Annotated in this window: 16 protein-coding genes; 5 read left to right on the top strand and 11 right to left on the bottom strand. The window is 57.4% G+C overall.

Translation table 11 applies throughout. The features are described 5' to 3' along the window. Nucleotides 1-39 precede the first annotated feature (39 nt). Nucleotides 40-2886: an excinuclease ABC subunit UvrA gene (gene uvrA, locus ACT3UM_RS03425; RefSeq protein ID WP_498896109.1), complete on the bottom strand. Its 2847-nt coding sequence runs from the start codon at nucleotides 2884-2886 to the stop codon at nucleotides 40-42. 193 nt (nucleotides 2887-3079) lie between these two features. Here uvrA and ACT3UM_RS03420 point away from each other — a divergent pair, with 193 nt between their 5' ends. From ACT3UM_RS03420 to ACT3UM_RS03405, 4 genes are all read left to right on the top strand, one after another. Beyond that, complete coding sequence (locus tag ACT3UM_RS03420) at nucleotides 3080-4459, top strand: MFS transporter (RefSeq protein ID WP_498896107.1); 1380 nt, start codon at nucleotides 3080-3082, stop codon at nucleotides 4457-4459. Nucleotides 4460-4531: 72 nt separating this feature from the next. Continuing rightward, complete coding sequence (locus ACT3UM_RS03415; protein ID WP_498896105.1) at nucleotides 4532-5173, top strand: single-stranded DNA-binding protein; 642 nt, start codon at nucleotides 4532-4534, stop codon at nucleotides 5171-5173. Nucleotides 5174-5225: 52 nt separating this feature from the next. Then, nucleotides 5226-6116, top strand: a complete 891-nt coding sequence (locus ACT3UM_RS03410; RefSeq protein ID WP_498896103.1) for a sugar nucleotide-binding protein — start codon at nucleotides 5226-5228, stop codon at nucleotides 6114-6116. Beyond that, the gene (locus ACT3UM_RS03405; protein WP_498896101.1) at nucleotides 6113-6847 is read left to right on the top strand and encodes a lysophospholipid acyltransferase family protein; all 735 of its coding nucleotides are present in this window, start codon (nucleotides 6113-6115) and stop codon (nucleotides 6845-6847) included. Before ACT3UM_RS03410 ends, ACT3UM_RS03405 begins: the two co-directional genes overlap by 4 nt. 105 nt (nucleotides 6848-6952) lie before the next feature. Here ACT3UM_RS03405 and fabB read toward each other — a convergent pair whose 3' ends face one another. Together fabB and fabA are read right to left on the bottom strand one after the other, a co-directional pair. Next, on the bottom strand, nucleotides 6953-8170 hold the full coding sequence (gene fabB, locus ACT3UM_RS03400; protein ID WP_498896099.1) for a beta-ketoacyl-ACP synthase I: 1218 nt from the start codon (nucleotides 8168-8170) through the stop codon (nucleotides 6953-6955). A 13-nt stretch (nucleotides 8171-8183) separates the two neighbouring features. Further along, nucleotides 8184-8699, bottom strand: a complete 516-nt coding sequence (gene fabA / locus ACT3UM_RS03395; protein ID WP_022520895.1) for a 3-hydroxyacyl-[acyl-carrier-protein] dehydratase FabA — start codon at nucleotides 8697-8699, stop codon at nucleotides 8184-8186. 280 nt (nucleotides 8700-8979) lie between these two features. Here fabA and ACT3UM_RS03390 point away from each other — a divergent pair, with 280 nt between their 5' ends. Then, entirely contained in the window at nucleotides 8980-10821 is a 1842-nt protein-coding gene (locus tag ACT3UM_RS03390) for a putative bifunctional diguanylate cyclase/phosphodiesterase (RefSeq protein ID WP_498896096.1), read from the top strand. A gap of 7 nt (nucleotides 10822-10828) precedes the next feature. Here ACT3UM_RS03390 and ACT3UM_RS03385 read toward each other — a convergent pair whose 3' ends face one another. The 8 genes from ACT3UM_RS03385 to ACT3UM_RS03350 form a co-directional block, all read right to left on the bottom strand. Next, nucleotides 10829-11323, bottom strand: coding sequence for a DUF2878 domain-containing protein (locus ACT3UM_RS03385; protein ID WP_498896094.1), 495 nt, complete (start codon nucleotides 11321-11323; stop codon nucleotides 10829-10831). After that, on the bottom strand, nucleotides 11324-12592 hold the full coding sequence (locus tag ACT3UM_RS03380) for a class I SAM-dependent methyltransferase (RefSeq protein ID WP_498896092.1): 1269 nt from the start codon (nucleotides 12590-12592) through the stop codon (nucleotides 11324-11326). After that, a complete protein-coding gene (locus ACT3UM_RS03375) occupies nucleotides 12589-13374 on the bottom strand; it encodes a DUF1365 domain-containing protein (protein ID WP_498896091.1) in 786 nt (261 codons plus the stop codon). The genes ACT3UM_RS03380 and ACT3UM_RS03375 overlap by 4 nt, the downstream gene beginning before the upstream one ends. Beyond that, complete coding sequence (locus ACT3UM_RS03370) at nucleotides 13374-14741, bottom strand: NAD(P)/FAD-dependent oxidoreductase (RefSeq protein WP_498896089.1); 1368 nt, start codon at nucleotides 14739-14741, stop codon at nucleotides 13374-13376. The genes ACT3UM_RS03375 and ACT3UM_RS03370 overlap by 1 nt, the downstream gene beginning before the upstream one ends. Continuing rightward, nucleotides 14738-15523 carry an SDR family NAD(P)-dependent oxidoreductase gene (locus ACT3UM_RS03365; protein WP_498896087.1) on the bottom strand — a complete coding sequence of 262 codons (786 nt, stop codon included), beginning with the start codon at nucleotides 15521-15523 and terminating at the stop codon, nucleotides 14738-14740. The genes ACT3UM_RS03370 and ACT3UM_RS03365 overlap by 4 nt, the downstream gene beginning before the upstream one ends. Before the next feature lie 63 nt (nucleotides 15524-15586). Then, nucleotides 15587-16018, bottom strand: coding sequence for a nuclear transport factor 2 family protein (locus tag ACT3UM_RS03360; protein ID WP_498896085.1), 432 nt, complete (start codon nucleotides 16016-16018; stop codon nucleotides 15587-15589). Between the two features lie 47 nt (nucleotides 16019-16065). Continuing rightward, complete coding sequence (phrB, locus tag ACT3UM_RS03355; RefSeq protein WP_498896235.1) at nucleotides 16066-17478, bottom strand: deoxyribodipyrimidine photo-lyase; 1413 nt, start codon at nucleotides 17476-17478, stop codon at nucleotides 16066-16068. 86 nt (nucleotides 17479-17564) lie between these two features. Continuing rightward, nucleotides 17565-18485: a MerR family transcriptional regulator gene (locus ACT3UM_RS03350; protein ID WP_498896083.1), complete on the bottom strand. Its 921-nt coding sequence runs from the start codon at nucleotides 18483-18485 to the stop codon at nucleotides 17565-17567. Nucleotides 18486-18616: the final 131 nt, after the last annotated feature.

Below are 18616 nucleotides of genomic sequence, written 5' to 3'. Positions count from 1 at the left end.
AGCCTGGGGTGAGCGCTGCTCACCCCTCGAAAACCAGCGTCAACGCTTCGTTGCACGCTTGCCACGTGCGAGCAGCGGCGCTAAGAAGCGGCCAGTATGCGAAACGTCCTGTTTGGCGAGCTGTTCCGGCGTGCCCTCGGCGATGATCTGCCCGCCACCTGACCCCCCTTCGGGACCAAGATCGACAATCCAGTCGGCGGTTTTGATCACATCCAGGTTGTGCTCGATCACCACGATGGTATTGCCGTGATCGCGCAGACGGTGGAGTACCGTCAGCAGCTGGCGGATATCCTCAAAGTGCAGCCCGGTGGTCGGCTCATCAAGAATATACAGCGTCTTACCGGTATCGCGTTTGGCCAATTCACGAGCAAGCTTGACCCGCTGGGCTTCCCCGCCTGAAAGGGTGGTTGCGCTTTGACCCAGGCGGATATAGGAGAGCCCCACATCGAGCAAGGTTTGCAAGCGACGGGCAATCGCCGGTACCGGGCTAAAGAACTCCAGCGCATCTTCCACCGTCATGGCCAGCACTTCGTGGATGGTTTTACCCTTGTAATGAATGTCCAGGGTTTCGCGGTTATAGCGCTTGCCCTTACACACGTCGCAGGGCACGTAGATATCGGGCAGGAAGTGCATCTCCACCTTTATCATGCCTTCGCCCTGGCACGCCTCGCAGCGCCCACCCTTGACGTTGAAGCTGAAACGACCCGGCTTATAGCCCCGTGAACGGGCTTCTTGCGTGCCCGCAAACAGCTCGCGAATGGGGGTGAAAATGCCCGTATAGGTGGCCGGGTTGGAGCGCGGCGTGCGACCAATCGGGCTCTGATCAATATCGATGACTTTATCGAGTTGGTCGAGCCCTTCGATCTTCTCATAGGGTGCGGCGGTCAGCGTGGTGGCGCGGTTTAATTCGCGCGCGGCAATCGGCATCAAGGTGCCGTTGATCAGCGTCGATTTACCCGAGCCCGAAACCCCGGTAATGGCAATAAACAGCCCCAGCGGCAGGCTCAGCGTTACGTTTTGCAGGTTGTTGCCGGTAGCCCCACGCACAATCAGCTGTTTTTCTGGATTGCCGGGAATGCGGTAGGGGGGCACCGCAATTTCCCGGGTACCCGAAAGATATTGACCGGTCAGCGAGTTGGGGTTGTCCATCACGTCCTGGGGCGTGCCTTGAGCGACAATCTCTCCACCGTGAACGCCGGCACCGGGGCCGATATCCAGCACGTGATCGGCGGCGCGAATGGCGTCTTCGTCGTGCTCTACCACGATCACGGTATTGCCCAAGTCGCGCAGTCGCTCCAGGGTTTTCAGCAGCCGGTCATTGTCGCGCTGGTGCAAGCCAATTGAGGGCTCATCAAGAATATACATCACCCCAACCAGGCCTGCGCCAATCTGGCTGGCTAAGCGGATACGCTGGGCTTCACCGCCGGAAAGGGTATCGGCGCTGCGCTCCAGATTGAGATAGTCCAAACCGACGTTAACCAAAAACTCCAGCCGCGCATGGATCTCATGGACGATTTTATCGGCGATCTCACCCTTGCGGCCGGGCAGGCTTAGATCGGCAAAATAGCGCCACGCTTCACCAATCGGGAAACGCACAATCTCGGCGATATTGTGATCGTCCACATAGACATGGCGCGACTCTTTACGCAGTCGTGAGCCGTTACAAGTGGCACAAGGCTGCACCGCGATGTACTTGACCAAGTCATCGCGCACCATGTTGGATTCGGTTTCCCGATAGCGGCGCTGCATATTGGGCAGCACGCCTTCGAAGGCGTGCTCGCGAGTCACTTTACGGCCCCGATCGCCCACATAGACAAACGGAATCTGCTCATCACCGCTACCGTTTAGGATAACCTCCTGCTGGTGGTGGGCGAGCTCTTGCCAGGGTGTTTCCAGCTCAAAGCCGTAGTGCTTGGCCAGCGCCTGGAGCTGGGTAAAGTAGTAAATATTGCGCCGATCCCAGCCTTTTATTACGCCTTCGGCCAGCGAGAGTTCCGGGTGGCTGATCAGCTTATCGGGGTCGAAGTACTGTTGTACGCCCAAGCCATCGCAGGTGGGGCAGGCGCCCGCCGGGTTATTGAACGAGAACATCCGCGGCTCAAGCTCTGCCAGGGAGTAGCCGCACACCGGGCAGGCAAAGCGCGATGAAAAGGCAATGTCTTCGCGCTCACCGTCCATAAAGTGAATCATGGCGGTGCCATCGGCGAGGTTCAGTGCGGTTTCAAAGGACTCCGCCAGGCGTTGGGCGAGATCATCACGCACCTTGAAACGGTCGACCACCACGCTGATGTCGTGCTTTTTGCGCTTATCCAGTGGGGCAATGTCGTCCAGCTCCAGCACCTGACCGTCGACCAGGGCGCGCACGAAGCCCTGGGCACGCAGCTCGGCTAATAACTGTAAATGTTCACCTTTGCGGCCTTTGACCACCGGCGCCAGCAGCATTAACTTGGTGCCTTCGGCGAGGTTCATGACCTGGTCGACCATCTGTGAGATCGTCTGGGCTTCCAGGTCTTCGCCGTGTTCCGGGCAGCGGGGTGTGCCCGCACGGGCAAACAGCAGGCGCAGGTAGTCGTAAATTTCGGTGATGGTGCCCACGGTCGAGCGCGGGTTGTGGGAGGTGGACTTCTGCTCAATAGAGATCGCAGGTGACAGCCCTTCGATGTGATCCACATCGGGCTTTTCCATCATCGACAGAAACTGGCGCGCATAGGTGGAGAGCGATTCCACGTAGCGGCGCTGCCCCTCGGCGTAAAGGGTGTCGAACGCTAACGACGATTTGCCCGAGCCGGAGAGGCCGGTAATCACAATCAGCTTGTTACGGGGCAGCTCCACATCGATCTGCTTGAGGTTGTGGGTGCGGGCACCCCTGACCAGAATGCTGTCCATCAACACCTCGAATCGCGCGGCAAAAGCGTGATTATACGTTTGTCGGCACCCTCCCGGCAAAACAGCTTTCATAACCCAAGATAACCTGCGGCATCTCGCGACGTTTCCAGCGCCAGCCCAAACCGCTAGAATAGGGGATTGTCACAATCCACGCTGACTCATCCCATGTTTAACCACCATATAAAAGGGCATTATGCGCAAGGTTTCCGCACTATTGCTGGCCTCTGAACGTCGTGCGATCAGTGGCCTGGCCGGGCTTTATGCATCGCGCATGTTGGGCCTGTTTATGGTGCTGCCGGTGTTGGCGCTGTATGCCGACACCCTTACGGGCGCGACCCCGCTACTGGTGGGCGTGGCGCTGGGCATTTATGGTTTAACCCAGGCAACGCTGCAAATTCCGTTTGGGTTACTCTCTGACCGCATTGGCCGTAAGCAGGTGATTGCCATGGGGCTGGTGATATTTGCTCTCGGCAGCATGGTCGCGGCGCTCTCAGATACCATTATGGGCATTATTGCCGGGCGGGCGCTGCAGGGCGGCGGTGCTGTGGCCGCGGCCATTATGGCGCTGCTGGCGGATCAAACCCGTGAGGAAATCCGTACTGCCGCCATGGCAACCATCGGCCTCTCTATTGGCGTGTCGTTCGCCATTGCCATGGTGCTGGGCCCATGGCTTGCTTCCTGGGCGGGGCTTGCCGGGGTGTTTTGGTTTACCACACTGCTCACGCTAGTAGGCCTGTTAGTGCTATGGCACTGGGTGCCTGCTGCGCCGCGGCGGCGACGCCACCGCGATGTGGGCATGGATCGTCAGCAGTTTAAAAGCGTCATCACCCGCCCCGATTTATGGCGGCTGGACGTGTCGATTTTTGCCTTGCACTTAGTGCTGATGGCGATATTTGTTGCGGTTCCTTTTCGCCTGCTAAACGCCGGAGTAGCGATTGAGTATCATGGCCTAGCATATCTTGGCATTATGGCGCTATCGTTTGTAGCCATGGTGCCGCTGATTATTGTGGCCGAGAAGCGACAGCGGATGCGCTTGATGTGCCTGATGGCGATCGGCGCTATTGTGATTAGTCTGGCCGGGCTAGGGGTGCCTCTCTCGCCAAGCTACTGGCTGTTTGTATGGCTGTTTGTGTTCTTCACCGGCTTTAACTTGCTGGAAGCGACGCTACCTTCCATGCTCAGCAAGCTGGCCCCGGCAGGGGCCAAAGGTACCGCCATGGGGGTCTACTCCACCAGCCAGTTTTTAGGCGCTTTTCTAGGCGGTACATTAGGTGGTTTGCTGGCGCATTATGGCGGCCTCAACGCGGTCTTTATTGGCTGTGCTGGGTTTGCGCTATGCTGGTGGATTGCTATGTGGCGGATGCCCTCACCACCGCCGCTCTCCAGCGAAGTGGTGGCGCTGCACGAGACCCAGGCAGACGCGCTTGACCTGTTGATGGAGCACTTAGCCGATGTGGTCGGCGTCGAAGACGTCATGGTGGTGCCGGAAGAGCGTTTGGTCTATTTAAAGGTCAATCGAAAGCGGCTTGACCAGGCGGCCTTGAACAGGCTGATGGCACCTCCAAAATCTTAATCCAGCCGTGGCGATAAAGTGTGACGGCGGTTGGCAATAAACTCTACTAGGCAGCTATTAAAGGAGCGTCTTATGGCTCGCGGCATTAACAAGGTCATTTTGATTGGCAATCTCGGGCAGGATCCAGAGGTGCGTTTCACCCCCAGCGGCACCGCCGTGGCCAACCTAAACCTGGCCACCACCGATACCTGGATGGATCGTCAGAGCGGTCAGCGCCAGGAGCGTACCGAGTGGCACCGGGTGGTGATGTTCAATAAAACCGCCGAAATCGCCCAGCAGTACCTGAAGAAAGGCTCCAAGGTCTATATTGAAGGGCGCCTGCAAACCCGTAAGTGGCAAGACCAGAACGGTCAGGATCGCTACTCGACGGAAATCGTCGCCAACGATATGCAGATGCTGGATGGTCGTAGCGGTGATTATCAGGGCGGCGGCGCCCCGCAAAATAACTATCCCCAGAACGCACCCCAAAACGCACCGGCTCAGAGTAGCCCTGCTGCTAATCACCAAGGTGGCTATCCCCCGCAGGGTGGTGCGCCCCAAGGCGGTAATAATTACCCCGGCGGGCAGAGTCCACAGCAGCCGCCACGGCCCGCGCAGCCAGCGCCGCCCCAGCAGCAGGGCAATCAACCGCCACCGCCTAACCAGCAAAACAACAGCTACGGCGCCCCGGATCCGGGTAACTTCGATGATTTTGACGACGAGATTCCGTTCTGAGCGTGCTATTCGTAGCGCTGCATGGAAGTGAGCGTGATAAGGGAGAGGTGTCTTGAAGCTGCTAATACTGGATGCTGGACACTGCTTAAGCTTGGCACTGGCCCGGGAAGCAAGCCGCCGCGCCGATACAGAGTTAGTCATAGAGCAAGGGACGACCATCACGCCAGCGCGGCTTGAGGCGATAGCCCCCGACGCCGTGATTATCCCGCCGTTGGCTCACCCACTGAACATGGCGCCAGCGGATGTGACGGCCCATGCCGATGCGGTAGATAGCTGCCTGGATGCCTGTCAATCGCAAGACGTGGCGTTGGTATGGTGTGTCTCTGATCAGCTTTACGAAGACGGCTTGGAAGTTCCCATTGATGAGCATGTGGTGCCCGCACCGCGAGATGATAGCTTGCGCCGTCTGGTACAAACCGGCGATCGTATCCGTGCGGGTTTTCAGCGCCATTTGATTGTGCGCCTAGGTCCGCTGTTTGCGCTTGAAGGCAGTCATGCGTGGTTAAATGAAATCATCGATAGTCTAGTGGCTGGGCAGGCGGTGCGTGCCGCGGAAGACGTGATTTTTTGCCCTACCTCTGCAGATGCCGTCGCCATGGCGTTGATTGGCATGCTACAGCAGCAGGTCAGCGGGGCTGAGGCCTGGGGGGCTTATCATCTTGCGGGCACCGAACCGGTTAGTGCCTTCACCTTTACTTCTATGGTGCGTACTCAGCTGTTAACGCACCTTGAGGGGCGCGGTGAACAGATTTCCCTCGGCGAAGTTCAGCCGCTTAAACACCACCATGATGCTAAGCTACGGCGCGTCTTAAACTGTCGCCGTGTGCTGGATGTGTTTGGCGTTCATCAGAAGCCTTGGCGGTTAGAGGCGGGGCGTATGCTGGATGCGTGGTGTATGATCCGTGAAAATAACCGTATCAGTGATACAGGAGCGTCGGCTTGATAAATGTGGTGCGCAGCTTGTTTTTTTATGCCGGCTACTTTCTTGCTTTGCTAATGATTGGCATTTTGTTTTTGCCTATTGCACCGTTTCTTCCGCTGTCTGGCCGCTACCGCTTACTGAACTTATATAACCATTTTTTAATGGTGTGGTTTCGGATTGCCTGTGATGTACGCTATGACATCCAGGGGCGGGAAAACCTGCCTAGTGGCCCCTGCGTGATCCAGGCTAATCATCAATGTGAATGGGAAACTGTGTTTTTACAGGTAATGAAGCCGCCGGTGTGTACCGTGTTGAAACGCGAATTACTGCGCCTACCGATCTTTGGTTGGGGGTTGCGTCTGCTTCGCCCGATCAGCCTGGATCGCTCGAAACCGGCGCGGGCGATGAAGCAAGTGCTTACTCAAGGCGTCGAGCGTTTGGGCACGGGGCTTTCAGTACTGATTTTTCCTGAAGGGACGCGGGTAGATCCAGGCATCCGCAAGCGCTATAACAAAAGCGGCAGCGTGGTGGCGTGTCGCGCCGGAGTGCCGGTATTGCCGGTGGCTCATAATGCGGGCGAGCGCTGGCCAGGGCGCCACTGGGTTAAGCGGCCAGGCGTACTGCGTGTGCGCATTGGTAAGCCGATTGAAACAGCCGGGCGTATGCCCGATGAAGTGCTCGCAGACGTCGAGGCGTGGATTGAGGCACAGTTACAGGAAATTTCAGACGTGCCACGGCCTACCTCTCGGTAACCGTCTTTTGTGTATACGTCACGCCTCTACATAAAAGCCTGAGCATAAAAACGGCGCCCAATGGGCGCCGTTCTTATGCTTATCATGCGAGTCGTCGTAATAGCGTTAGCTGTTGAAACGCTGGAAGACTAAACACGCATTGGTGCCGCCAAAGCCGAAGCTATTCGACAAGGCACGCTCTATCGTCACGCCATCGCGACATTCGGTGACGATATCAAAGCCGTCGGCCTGCTCATCCAAGTCGGTGATATTCGCCGATGCGGCGACAAAGTTGTGTTGCATCATCAGCAGCGAATAAATCGCCTCCTGAACGCCGGTAGCGCCCAGGGAGTGACCGGTGAGCGATTTGGTTGAGCTCATGGCGGGCGTTGTATTACCAAACACTTCGCGTATGGCTTTCAGCTCGGCAACATCGCCGACGGGCGTCGAGGTGCCGTGGGTATTGATATAATCAATGGCCCCATCGACTGTGGCCATCGCTTGGCGCATGCAGCGCATCGCCCCTTCGCCCGAAGGAGCGACCATATCATGGCCGTCAGAGGTGGCGCCGTAACCCACCAGTTCGCCGTAGATCTTGGCGCCGCGGGCTTTAGCGTGTTCAAGCTCTTCTAACACCAGCATGCCACCGCCACCGGCGATAACGAAGCCGTCGCGGGCCTGGTCATAAGGGCGTGAAGCCTGCTCAGGGGTGTCGTTGTAGTGGGTAGAGAGCGCGCCCATGGCATCAAACAGGCAGGAGAGCGTCCAGTGCTCCTCTTCACCACCACCGGCAAACACCACATCCTGCTTATTAAGCTGAATTTGCTCCATGGCGCTGCCAATACAGTGTGCGGAGGTCGCACAGGCAGAAGAGATAGAGTAATTGACGCCTTTGATTTTAAACGGCGTAGCCAAGCAGGCTGAAACGGTGCTGCCCATTGTCCGGGTAACGCGGTAAGGGCCAACGCGGCGCAGGCCTTTGTCACGCAGTACATCGGCAGCTTCAACCTGGTTAGCGCTTGAAGCACCGCCGGAGCCGGCAATAAGACCAGTACGTTCGTTGGATACCTGCTCTTCGCTTAGCCCCGCGTCTTCGATGGCCTGGGCCATAGAGACATAGGCATAGGCCGCTGCATCGCCCATAAAACGGCGCAGTTTGCGGTCGATGAGTGCGTCAAGATCAATATCGACGCTGCCTGCCACATGGCTACGGAAGCCACGCTCGGCATACTCTTCCTTAAAACGAATACCGCTACGCCCAGTTTTGAGCGCGTCCAGGACCTGTCGTTGGTCGTTGCCAAGGCACGATACGATGCCAAGGCCGGTGACTACCACTCGTCGCATGGGAGCCTCCTGTTCAGAAATTCGCAGTGGAGGTAAATAGGCCAACGCGCAGATCATTAGCCTGATAGATGTCGCGCCCGTCAACGGTTACCGTGCCGTCGGCGATACCCAAGATAAGACGTCGGGTAATAATACGCTTAATATTAATGCTATAGGTCACTTTTTGTGCATCTGGCAGAATCTGGCCGCTGAATTTAACTTCACCGCAGCCAAGCGCACGTCCGCGACCTGGATGGCCCAGCCAGCCCAAATAAAACCCGACTAGCTGCCACATGGCATCTAGTCCTAAACAGCCAGGCATAACGGGGTCGCCGGGAAAATGGCAGTCAAAGAACCACAGGTCAGGCGTGATATCCAGCTCGGCGATCAGTTCGCCTTTGCCATGCTCACCGCCTTCCTCATGGATGTGCTTGATGCGATCAAGCATTAGCATGTTGGGGGCCGGGAGCTGTGCATTGCCGGGGCCGAATAGCTCGCCGCGGGAGCAGGCCAGCAGTTCTTCGCGATCAAAGGAGTGTTGCTTGGTCACTGAATCGTTCCGAATATCAAATAGGTTGTGCTGCTAGTCTACTTCCCGAAACCGCTGAATGCACGTAACTGGCTTTTTAACGCCCATCACTGGAGATTTTAGCGGTTTGGCCGATAGCACTAAAATGGGCAGCATAGGTCAACAACTGCCGATTATGCACAATAAATGTTCCATTGCCGTAATATAGAGTATTCAAATGTCTTATTAGGCGGCATGATCAGCATGGCACCTAACGCTAATTTTTATCTAGGTTAATTTGTATAGGGTATAGCGAATCGCCATGTGGCTTCCTGTTTCTCTCAATCGTCCGTTAGTTTGGGTCGCACTGACGGCGCTCCCTGCCTGTGTCTGGATTCCCGATGCGATGCTACGCATGGTAGCTGCCACGCTGGTCGCGCTTGGGCTGTGGGATGCCTGGAACCAAGTGCGTCAACAGCGGCTGCGCCTTCGGCTTTCGCAAGAGACGTTGAGGCTCGCCAGCGATGCCATGGTGATAACCGATGCCCAGAATCGCGTAATAGGGATTAATCCAGCATTTACCGAGATTACCGGCTATGCCAGCCAAGAGATTCAGGGGCTGAAACTAGAGACGCTGGCCGCCCAGCGCCACGATAAAGCCTTCTATCAAACGTTTTGGAGCACGCTGAAAAGTACCGGCCGTTGGGAGGGTGAACTGTGGAGCCGCCGTAAACACGGCGACGAGTATCCTGAGTGGCTAAAAGTCCGCGCCGTGACCGATAAACGTGGCAATATTACCCATTTTATTCATCTGTTTACCGATATTTCGGCACAAAAAGCCCGTGAGCGCGATCTGCGCCGGATCGGCTATGAAGATCCCCTTACCGGGCTGCCTAATCGTCGCCGCCTGCACGACCTGCTGGCCTCCCGGCTGCGCCATTTACGCGCTGGGGAGAGCCTGGATATGGCGCTGGTGGATATCGATGGGTTGAAATCGGTTAACGATAGCCTGGGGGTTGAGCAGGGTGATCGCCTGTTAGCGCGCTTTGCCCAGCGGCTTACCGGCTACGTAGCAGGAAGTGTAGTCGGGCGGCTGGGCGGTGACGAGTTTATGGTCATCCGCACCACCACCTTTGACGACCATGATCAGTGGATAGACACTCTGCGCGAACATATGAGTCGGCCATTTGAGATCAACGACCACTCGCTACGCTTAGGGCTGACGATTGGCAGCTGTCGCGTGCCCGAAGATGGCAACGACTCAGGCGTATTGTTTCAGCGCTTAGAGTCGGCGCTTTACAGCGCCAAACGGCTGGGGCGTAACTTAAGCCAACGCTTTCGCCCAGCGCTGGATAAGCAGGATAACCCTCAACTGGCGCTGGTCAATGATCTCCGTGCTGCGCTTATTTCCGGTGACCAGTTGGAGCTGCACTATCAAACCCAGCATGAACCTGACAGCGGCGAACTGGTCGGTATGGAGGCGCTACTACGCTGGCGCCACCCCAAGGACGGGATGATTTCCCCCGGCGACTTTATTCCCTTGGCCGAGCGGCACGGTCTAATGAGTCAACTAGGCGCCTGGGTGATCGAAAAAGCCTGTGCCCAGCAGGCGCACTGGCGTAATAGCGCCATGCCCAAACTGACAATTTGGGTCAATATTTCGGCCCTACAGCTGTTTCAAGGCGATCTTGAGAGTCAGCTGACCACCTGCCTGAAGCGTTATCAGTTGGAGCCTTCGCAAATCGGCTTGGAATTGACGGAGTCGGTGCTACTCGACGAGCGTGCGGGAGATATGGGGCCACGCCTGCAGGCGCTGCGCGACCAGGGCTTTGCGATTGCCATCGACGACTTTGGTACCGGTTACTCGTCGCTCGGCTACTTGAAGCGCTTGCCGGTGGACAAAGTCAAACTCGATCGCGCGTTTATCAAAGAGTTGCCGCATGATCAGGCGGATGCCTCCATCGTTAGGGCTGTCTTGGCAATGGCAGAAGGTATGGGGCTAGGGGTGATTGCTGAAGGAGTGGAGACCAAAGAGCAGTGTCAGTTCTTGGTGAATGCCGGGTGCACGTCCGTACAGGGGTTCTACTTTGCCCGGCCTCTTGCCGCCGCTGAGTTGGAGAAGCGTTTGGTTCCCACGCCAGTCATTGCTCCCTCTGCTTCATAGAAAGAAATCAGGCGTGGTAAAAACGGCTAATCCCCACACAGAGCAGCGCCCAAATGAGCGCCTGGACGGGCAGTAACCAGGCAGCAAGAGTCACCTCAGCGAGTAGCGCGCCGCCGTAATAGGAGAGTGGGCCACTAATGGCGCCGCACAGTGCGGCTAGCAGTGGATAGCGCCACAACCACGCAAGCGAGTGGTAGACCAGGGTGGCAAACAGTGGCCAAAGCATCCACAGCCACAGCGGCAAAAGCCCCAGTACCAACGTTTGATCATTAAAATGGAAGCCTCCTAATAGCTGCAAGCCACCGTCAATCACCAACCCTAGCAGGGCAAATCCGGCGATAAACCGCCATTCACCGGGCCGCGCACAGCGCCATAGGTGCCAGGCTAGCAAGCTGCTGCCAGCCACCGCAGCAACCCACGAACCGCCTAAGACACACAATAGCCAACCGGCTTCGAAACGAAGCGCATTGAATACCAGCGCCTGCCACTTGGGTGATACCATTTAGAGCGCGCCAGTGAGCGGAGTGGGCTTAGCCGCCGGCTTAGCCAGCAGTAAGTGGCAGGTGCCAATGGAGCGCTCGATAAAGCCGCCCTCGCAGTAGCACAGGTAGTAGCGCCACATACGAATAAAGCGCTCGTCGTAGCCCAGTGCTCTCACCTGCTCCAGGCTGGCTTCAAAGCGGTGGCGCCACTCGCGTAATGTGCGCGCGTAATGCGGGCCAATTTCATCCAGCGCGACGATGTTCAACGACGTTTTACGCATAACGCTGGTTAACATGGCGTGGTGCGAGGGCAGAAAGCCGCCTGGAAAAATGTAGCGTTTGATAAAATCCATCTCGCGTTTGGCTTCTTCAAAGCGCTGATCGCGGATGGTGATGGCTTGCAGCATGGCCTGCCCGTCGTCGGTCAGCAGGCTATCCAGCTTGTTGAGGTAGGTATCGAGATACTGATGCCCCACCGCCTCAATCATCTCCACCGAAATTAGCCGGTCATAGCGTCCGGTCAATTCCCGGTAATCCTGCTTAAGCAGGGTGATTCTGTCCTCCAGCCCCTCTTCTATGATGCGTTTTGCTGTATGGGCGTGCTGCTCATCGGAAATAGTGGTGGTAGTGACGCGGCAGCCACGGGTTTTGGCGGCATGAATCGCCAGCCCACCCCAGCCGGTGCCAATCTCTAGCAGGTGATGCTCGGGCTGCACGTCGAGCTTTTCCAGCATCAAGTCGAGCTTGTAGGTAGAGGCCTCTTCCAAGCTGGCTTCGGGATAGGGAAACACGGCGCTTGAATACATCCAGTGGTGGCGATCTAAAAACGTCGAAAACAGATCGTTGCCGATATCGTAGTGGGCGGCAATATTGCGTTTCGAGCCCGTTAGGCTGTTGCGCTGAAAGCGGTAGGCGGCACCCAGCAGCCAGCGGGCAATGCGAGCGCTGCCGTTCTCCATTTTTCCATTCACATGCTCAAGGTTGGCAGCGAACAGCCGTACCAGGGCGACCAGATCGTCGGCGTCCCAATCGCCGTCCATATACGACTCGGCAGCTCCTACCGTGCCGCCAAAGGCGAGACGTTTCCAAGCGCGGGAGTGGCGTATCACCACGGTCACCTGCAGCGGGCCTTGTTGACCCAAGTGATGACACTGATTGCCCTCAATCAGGGTGATACGTCCGCCGCGAAAGGTGTCCAGTTGGGCCATTAGGCGTGGCTTTAGCCACTTGGTTAAGCGGCTTTCGGCAACCGGTTGAAGGTTAGGGGGCGTGGAACGCAGGGTCGTCACTTTGAAGTCTCCTTGCGCTTGGGGTGGTTATAAACGGGGACGCGCTTAAGCCACAGGCGAAGCGCTTCAAAATGAATACCCGCAATGGTTTTCAGGCTTATCCATGGCTGGCGAGCCAAGGCTTTTAGCAACGCGCCGCGGGTGGCGGGTGAGGCGTCAAGGGTCAACGTGGCGTCAAAATGGCACTGCTGATCCTGCCAATTTTCCATATGCAGAAAGAGCTTTTCGCCGGGGGCATTAAACTTCCAGCGGTAAGTCATCTCCATGGGGTTAAACGGCGAGACGTGGAGGTTTTTATCGAAATGCGCTTGGTGGCTATGCCGTGAGGGATCCACCGCGGTGGCATAGCGCGTACGCTCACGCCAGGGCATATTGGTGACCTCACTTAATACGGCTGTCAGTCGCCCCAGGTGGTCGTAAGCGTAGTAGACGGAAATAGGGTTAAACATGCAGCCCAGCGTGCGTAGCTGGGTAAGCACGCAGATACGACCATTAGGCGCGTTGCCAAGTTGACGAATAAGCTCTTCGCGCACGGCGGTTTTCAGCGGGCGATCAACCGGCCCCAGATAGTCTTCGCGACGAAAACGCGCCAGCGCAGGGCGGCGGGCGCTAAAGCCGGGCACCTTATCGAACAAGTCGGGCAGTTCATCCAAGTCCAGCCACGCCATCCATAGCTGATAGCTAAAGGCGTGGGATTTAGGCGTAAAGCGCCGGTGGCGCAGAGTGCCGCGGTAGATACGCGACCGCGGTAGGGTGGTTAATTCAGTCATCATTGCCGTCATCAACCCAGCCCCTCAACGCCCTGGGGCGTTAGCAACTCATGGGCAGGCAGCGCGGAAGGTTGTGCAGGCGGCGGGGCAGCTTCATCACAGCCCAGTGCCTGGGCCACTCGCAGCGCGCTCCACACGCCGTCTTCGTGGAAGCCGTTACGCCAATAGGCGCCGCAAAAGTGGGTGCGATGGGCCGTAGACGAAATGTCGGCGTGTCGTGCCTGAGCCGCTTGGCCAGCCAGGGTGAACTGGGGGTGTGCGTAAGTGTAGCGGCCCAGCACCTTGCTGGGATCGATGCTGGCGCTGTCGTTCAGGGTCACACAAAAAGTGGTGTCGCTCTCTATCCGTTGAAGGATATTCATAGCGTAAGTGACCGATACCCGTGCTTCGCTATCGCGCTGATCCAGGCGGTAATTCCAGCTCGCCCAGGCACGCTTGCGCCGCGGCAGCAGGGCGGTGTCGGTGTGTAGCACCACCTCGTTATCCTGGTATGGCATGGCGCCAAGAATTTCCTGCTCGGCGCTGGTGGCGTCGCCCAGCATAGCCAGTGCCTGGTCGGCGTGACAGGCTAGCACCACTTGGTCAAAGCGCTGGGAACCGGAGGGCGTGGTGATCACAACGCCGGTGCTTTCGCGGGTGATCCGGTTGACCGGCGAATTGAGGTGAATGCGCGACGCATAGGGCGCCGTTAGGCTGGGAATATAGCTTTTCGAACCGCCCACCAGGGTGTACCACTGGGGGCGGTAGTTGACCGATAGCAGGCCGTGATTACGGAAAAAGCGCACAAAAAACGCCAGCGGGAAGGCGCGTAGATCGCTGATGCTGGCCGACCAAATGGCGGCCCCCATGGGCAGTAAGTAACGCTGCTGAAAGTCACGGTTGTAGTGATGCTGGTCGAGATACTCGCCCAACGTCATATGGGCAGGCAGTTGCTCGCTCTCGAGCGCTTTCGTGGCCTGCTTATTAAAGCGCAGGATGTCGCCCAGCAGGCGATAGAACGAGGGATTAATCAGGTTGCGCCGCTGAGCAAACAGCGACCCCAAAGTATGGCCGTTGTACTCAAAATCCCGCGCTGTTTCATGTACCGAGAAGCTCATTTCGGTGGCTTGTGAGGCGACACCCAGGGTGGCCATCAGGCGCTGAAAGTGCGGGTAGGTCCAGTCGTTAAAGACAATAAAGCCGGTATCAATCGCGTAAGGCCGGCCCTCAACGTTCACATCCATGGTGGCAGTGTGACCACCCAGGCGTGAATCCGCTTCAAACAGCGTGACCTCATGCTGGGCAGAGAGATACCAGCCTGCTGCCATGCCGCTAATCCCACTGCCGACAATGGCAATGCGCTGCGATGCCCCAGCGTTTGTCGAGAGCGGGGAACTCATGATGACTCCTTCTGGGCACGCGTCATGCGCAGACCCACCTGACGGCGCAAAACGGGTGGCAAAATACCCAGCAATTTGACCAGGTAGGTAAAACGGCGGGGGAAATGGATATCCAATTTTCCTTTTACCAGGCCTGCGATAATGGCATCGGCTGCTTGCTCGGCGGTGACCTGCATGGGCATCGGGAAGTCGTTACGCTCAGTGAGCGGCGTTTTTACAAAGCCGGGGTGGATCAGGCTGACGTCTATCCCTTCTTGGTCTAAATCCAGACGCAGGGATTCTAGAAAGTAGCTAATGGCCGCTTTGGATGCCCCATAGGCTTCCGCTCGGGGAAGCGGTAAGTAGGCCGAAGCGCTGGAGGTGGCGGCTAGCCGAGCAGGGAGGCCCTCTTGGCGCGCCGCACGCAGTAGCGGTAGGGCGGCTTCGACGCCGTACAAGGTGCCGAATAGATTAGGTTTAAAAACCCGCTCAACTAAATCCATATCGAACTGCTGGGCGTTAAGGTATTCGCAGGTGCCCGCGTTAAACAGTGCCAAATCTAACGCACCTAAGAGCTTGCGGAGGGAGTCGCCCGCCCTGAGCACCGCTTGGCGGTCACTAATATCCAGCGGGAGAGGGTGAGCGTTGGGATGCCCCTGGCACAGTGCGTCGAGTGCCTCAGGGTTGCGTGCGCTGAGCACCACCTGGTGGCCTTGGGCGATCAGCTTACGCGCAAGCGCTTCGCCAATGCCGGATGTGGCACCGGTTAACCAGATGCGTTGGGGCGTTTTCCATGTGCTCATCAAGCCTCTCCTCGAGCCCTTTTCTGTTGCACCTGACCAGCACACAAAGCGTGTGCGGCTATGCTAGGCCAGGCGTTTTTTTAACCAGCGAATGACGCTACCCATCAACGGCAAATGTTCGTAGAGCATAGCCCCGGCATCGAAGTAGTCGCGATGGCGCATGACTCTTCCATCTTCGCCAAACGTCAATGCGCTGCACCCCTCTACTTCTATGCTACGGCCGCCAGCCAGCTTTGGATGCACGAACACCATGGTCCAGGTAACAAACGCCTGATTATTCTGAAGCTGACGTGTGTGGTAGCTAAATTGGCACTGCTCAACATTTTCATACATGCTTGAAAAATAGCGCGCTAACGCCTCGCGGCCTTCAATCTTATGCAGCGGATCGCTAAAGACAATATCTTCAGTATATACCTCGTATAGTTTTTCTGTACAGGTGTTGTCTAGTTTATTAAAAAAGGCGCAGAACGCCTCCAACGCCGCAGGCTCAGCCATGACGTGTCTCCTTTCTTTATCCAGTAATGCAGTCGCTAACCAGCGTTTTATTTAGACAGTGATTTAAACGCTTCTAAGGCGCGCTGGCGTGCCGCCTTGTGGTCGACAATGGGGGCCGGGTATTCGATATCGCTGAGTAGGTCTTGTGGTGGCGCATGGCGCGCCTTGGCAGGCAGCTTAGCAAGCTCAGGAATCCAGTGGGCAATAAACTCACCCTCAGCGTCAAAGCGAGTGGACTGGGTGGTAGGGTTGAAAATACGAAAGTAAGGGGCGGCATCGGTACCCGTTGAGGCTGCCCACTGCCAGCCGCCGTTGTTGGCGCAGAATTCACCATCCACCAAATGCTTCATAAAGAAAGCCTCGCCGCGCCGCCAATCAATCAGGAGGTGCTTGCTTAAAAACATCGCCGTGATCATGCGCAGCCGGTTGTGCATCCAGCCGGTCGTCACTAGCTGGCGCATAGCGGCATCGACAATCGGGTAGCCTGTTCGCCCCTCGCACCAAGCTTGAAAACCCTCCTCATCGTCGCGCCAGGCTAATTGCTTAGTGTGTTCCTGAAAGGGTTGGTAGCGGCACACCCGGGGAAAGCCAACCGCTACGTGTTGATAAAACTCCCGCCACACCAGTTCGTTGACCCAGGTGGTAAGGCCGATATCGCCATCCGCCACATGGCCGCCATTTTCAGCCATCACCGCTTGCAGACACTGGCGATGGGAGATCATGCCTAGTGCCAGATAGGGCGATAGTTCGCTGGTGCCGCGCACCTTGGGTAGGTCGCGCTGGGCGTTGTAGTGGCGGCCCCGAAAACGCAGAAAGCGGGCCAGGTTATCCGCCGCGGCATTTTCACCGGCAGGCCACAGCCGCCCATCGATAGGGGCGCTATCAAGTTGGGGCAGTTCAGGCAGCGGATCGCTTTTAATAGCCAGCGCCGCTTGCACCTTTGGTGTCTCGCGCAGCGCCAGTTGGTCGGCGCTGACCTGCTTGTGCCACGCTCTGGAAAACGGTGTAAATACCCCGTAGTAGTCGCCTTTGCCGGTTAGCAGGCTGCCAGGGGCAAACGCTACGGCGTCGTGGTAACCATGGGCGGCAATACCGGCGCGTTTAAAGGCGTCCTGCACCGTCTGGTCGCGGTGGCGCTCATTGAGTGCGTATTCATAATTGAAGTGCAACTGCTCAACGGCATATTCACGAGCGATGTCGAGCAGTACCTCGGGCGCTTGGTCATAGCGTTCAATATCGCGATGCAGTAGCGGGATATTCAAGCCGTTGAGCGCCGCTTTTACGCTCGCAACGCCGCGTGCCCAAAAGTCCAGCTTATTAGCGCCGTGGCCATGTTGTTGCCACTGGGCATTGCTGCGCAAAAACACCGCTATCACAGGGCCCTTAGCCGCAGCGGCGGCGAGGGCGCTGTTGTCGTCAATACGCAGGTCACTGCGCAGCCATATCAACTGACGTTTCATAGGCTCACCTGTCATAGGGGGCTCCTGCGGCACAAAAAAATGGCCGGTCGCCACATGGGCGAACGGCCAGGATAAAAGCGTGCTGGCTAGAGTACGCCCGACTCGCGTAATAGCGGACGCAAACGGGCAATCGCCTGGGGCAGATCATCGCCCAGCATATGCACCGGGCCACCGCGCAGGTCGCTTTCACGCAGGCGCGCTACTTCGCCGCATACGCCGATGGGCACGTTAAGTGCCTCGGCTGCTTTAGGAAGCGCTTGGTGAATATAGCTGTCGCTCTCGCGCTGGCCGCTAGAGAGCAGCACCATCGATGAGTGCAGCCGCGCCACTGCCTGGGGAAGATCCTCCAGCGGCAGTGAGTGATCAAGCATCTGCACCCGGTAGCCCTGTTCGCTAGCCATCAGCGCCGACATCAACACCCACAGCGGGCCAGGGTCGTCGGGCATGGCATTAAGCAGAATCAGCGGGCCCCGGGTAGCCTGATTGGCGTAGTGCAAACGAATGCCCACCTGGCTGCGCAGAAACGCTTCCAAGGTACGGCGAACTAGCTGATCCGCCTGAACGGCCCACTTGGCCTCTAAGGTTAAGATAACCGGCTGCCAGAGCTCGTTGATAGCAATGCTCAGCGGGTAGAGGGCCAAACTCTGGTGATAAAATGCCTCCAGTTTGGCCAGATCCAGGGCTTCGATGATGGCCTGCAACTGCTGGCGCTGGCTCGCCCAGTCACCGGCATCCGGCGTCGGCGTCTCAACTGTTTCTGGCTGGTCAAGCAAGTCGGCGACTTGACTGACCGGCACACCACGATTGAGCCACTGCAGAATGCGTTCGATGCGGGTGATGTCGTCCTGGGCATATAAACGATGGCCTTTCGGCGTGCGCTGAGGGCGAATTAGCCCATAGCGTCGCTCCCAGGCGCGCAGGGTGACCGAGTTGACTCCTGTTAAGCGAGAAACCTCGCGTATCGGATAGAGTGGGGTATCGGGTGGGTGGGTCGCCTTAAGACTCATGGGCGCCAGTACCTCCCGGTTAGCCGCAAATTAGTTAGCGGCAGCGTGGCGCTGCGGGGGCGTGTCAGTGTTCGCCGCGGCGAAGGTGATTCATGTTCCATGTGAAGGTTTGCCTGATTAAAGAGCTGAAC

It is taken from the genome of Halomonas sp. AOP13-D3-9 (genome assembly GCF_052379125.1).
Lineage (GTDB): Bacteria > Pseudomonadota > Gammaproteobacteria > Pseudomonadales > Halomonadaceae > Vreelandella.
Note: the sequence above shows the minus strand (reverse complement) of the source record. Positions and strands in the feature narration are given on the sequence as shown.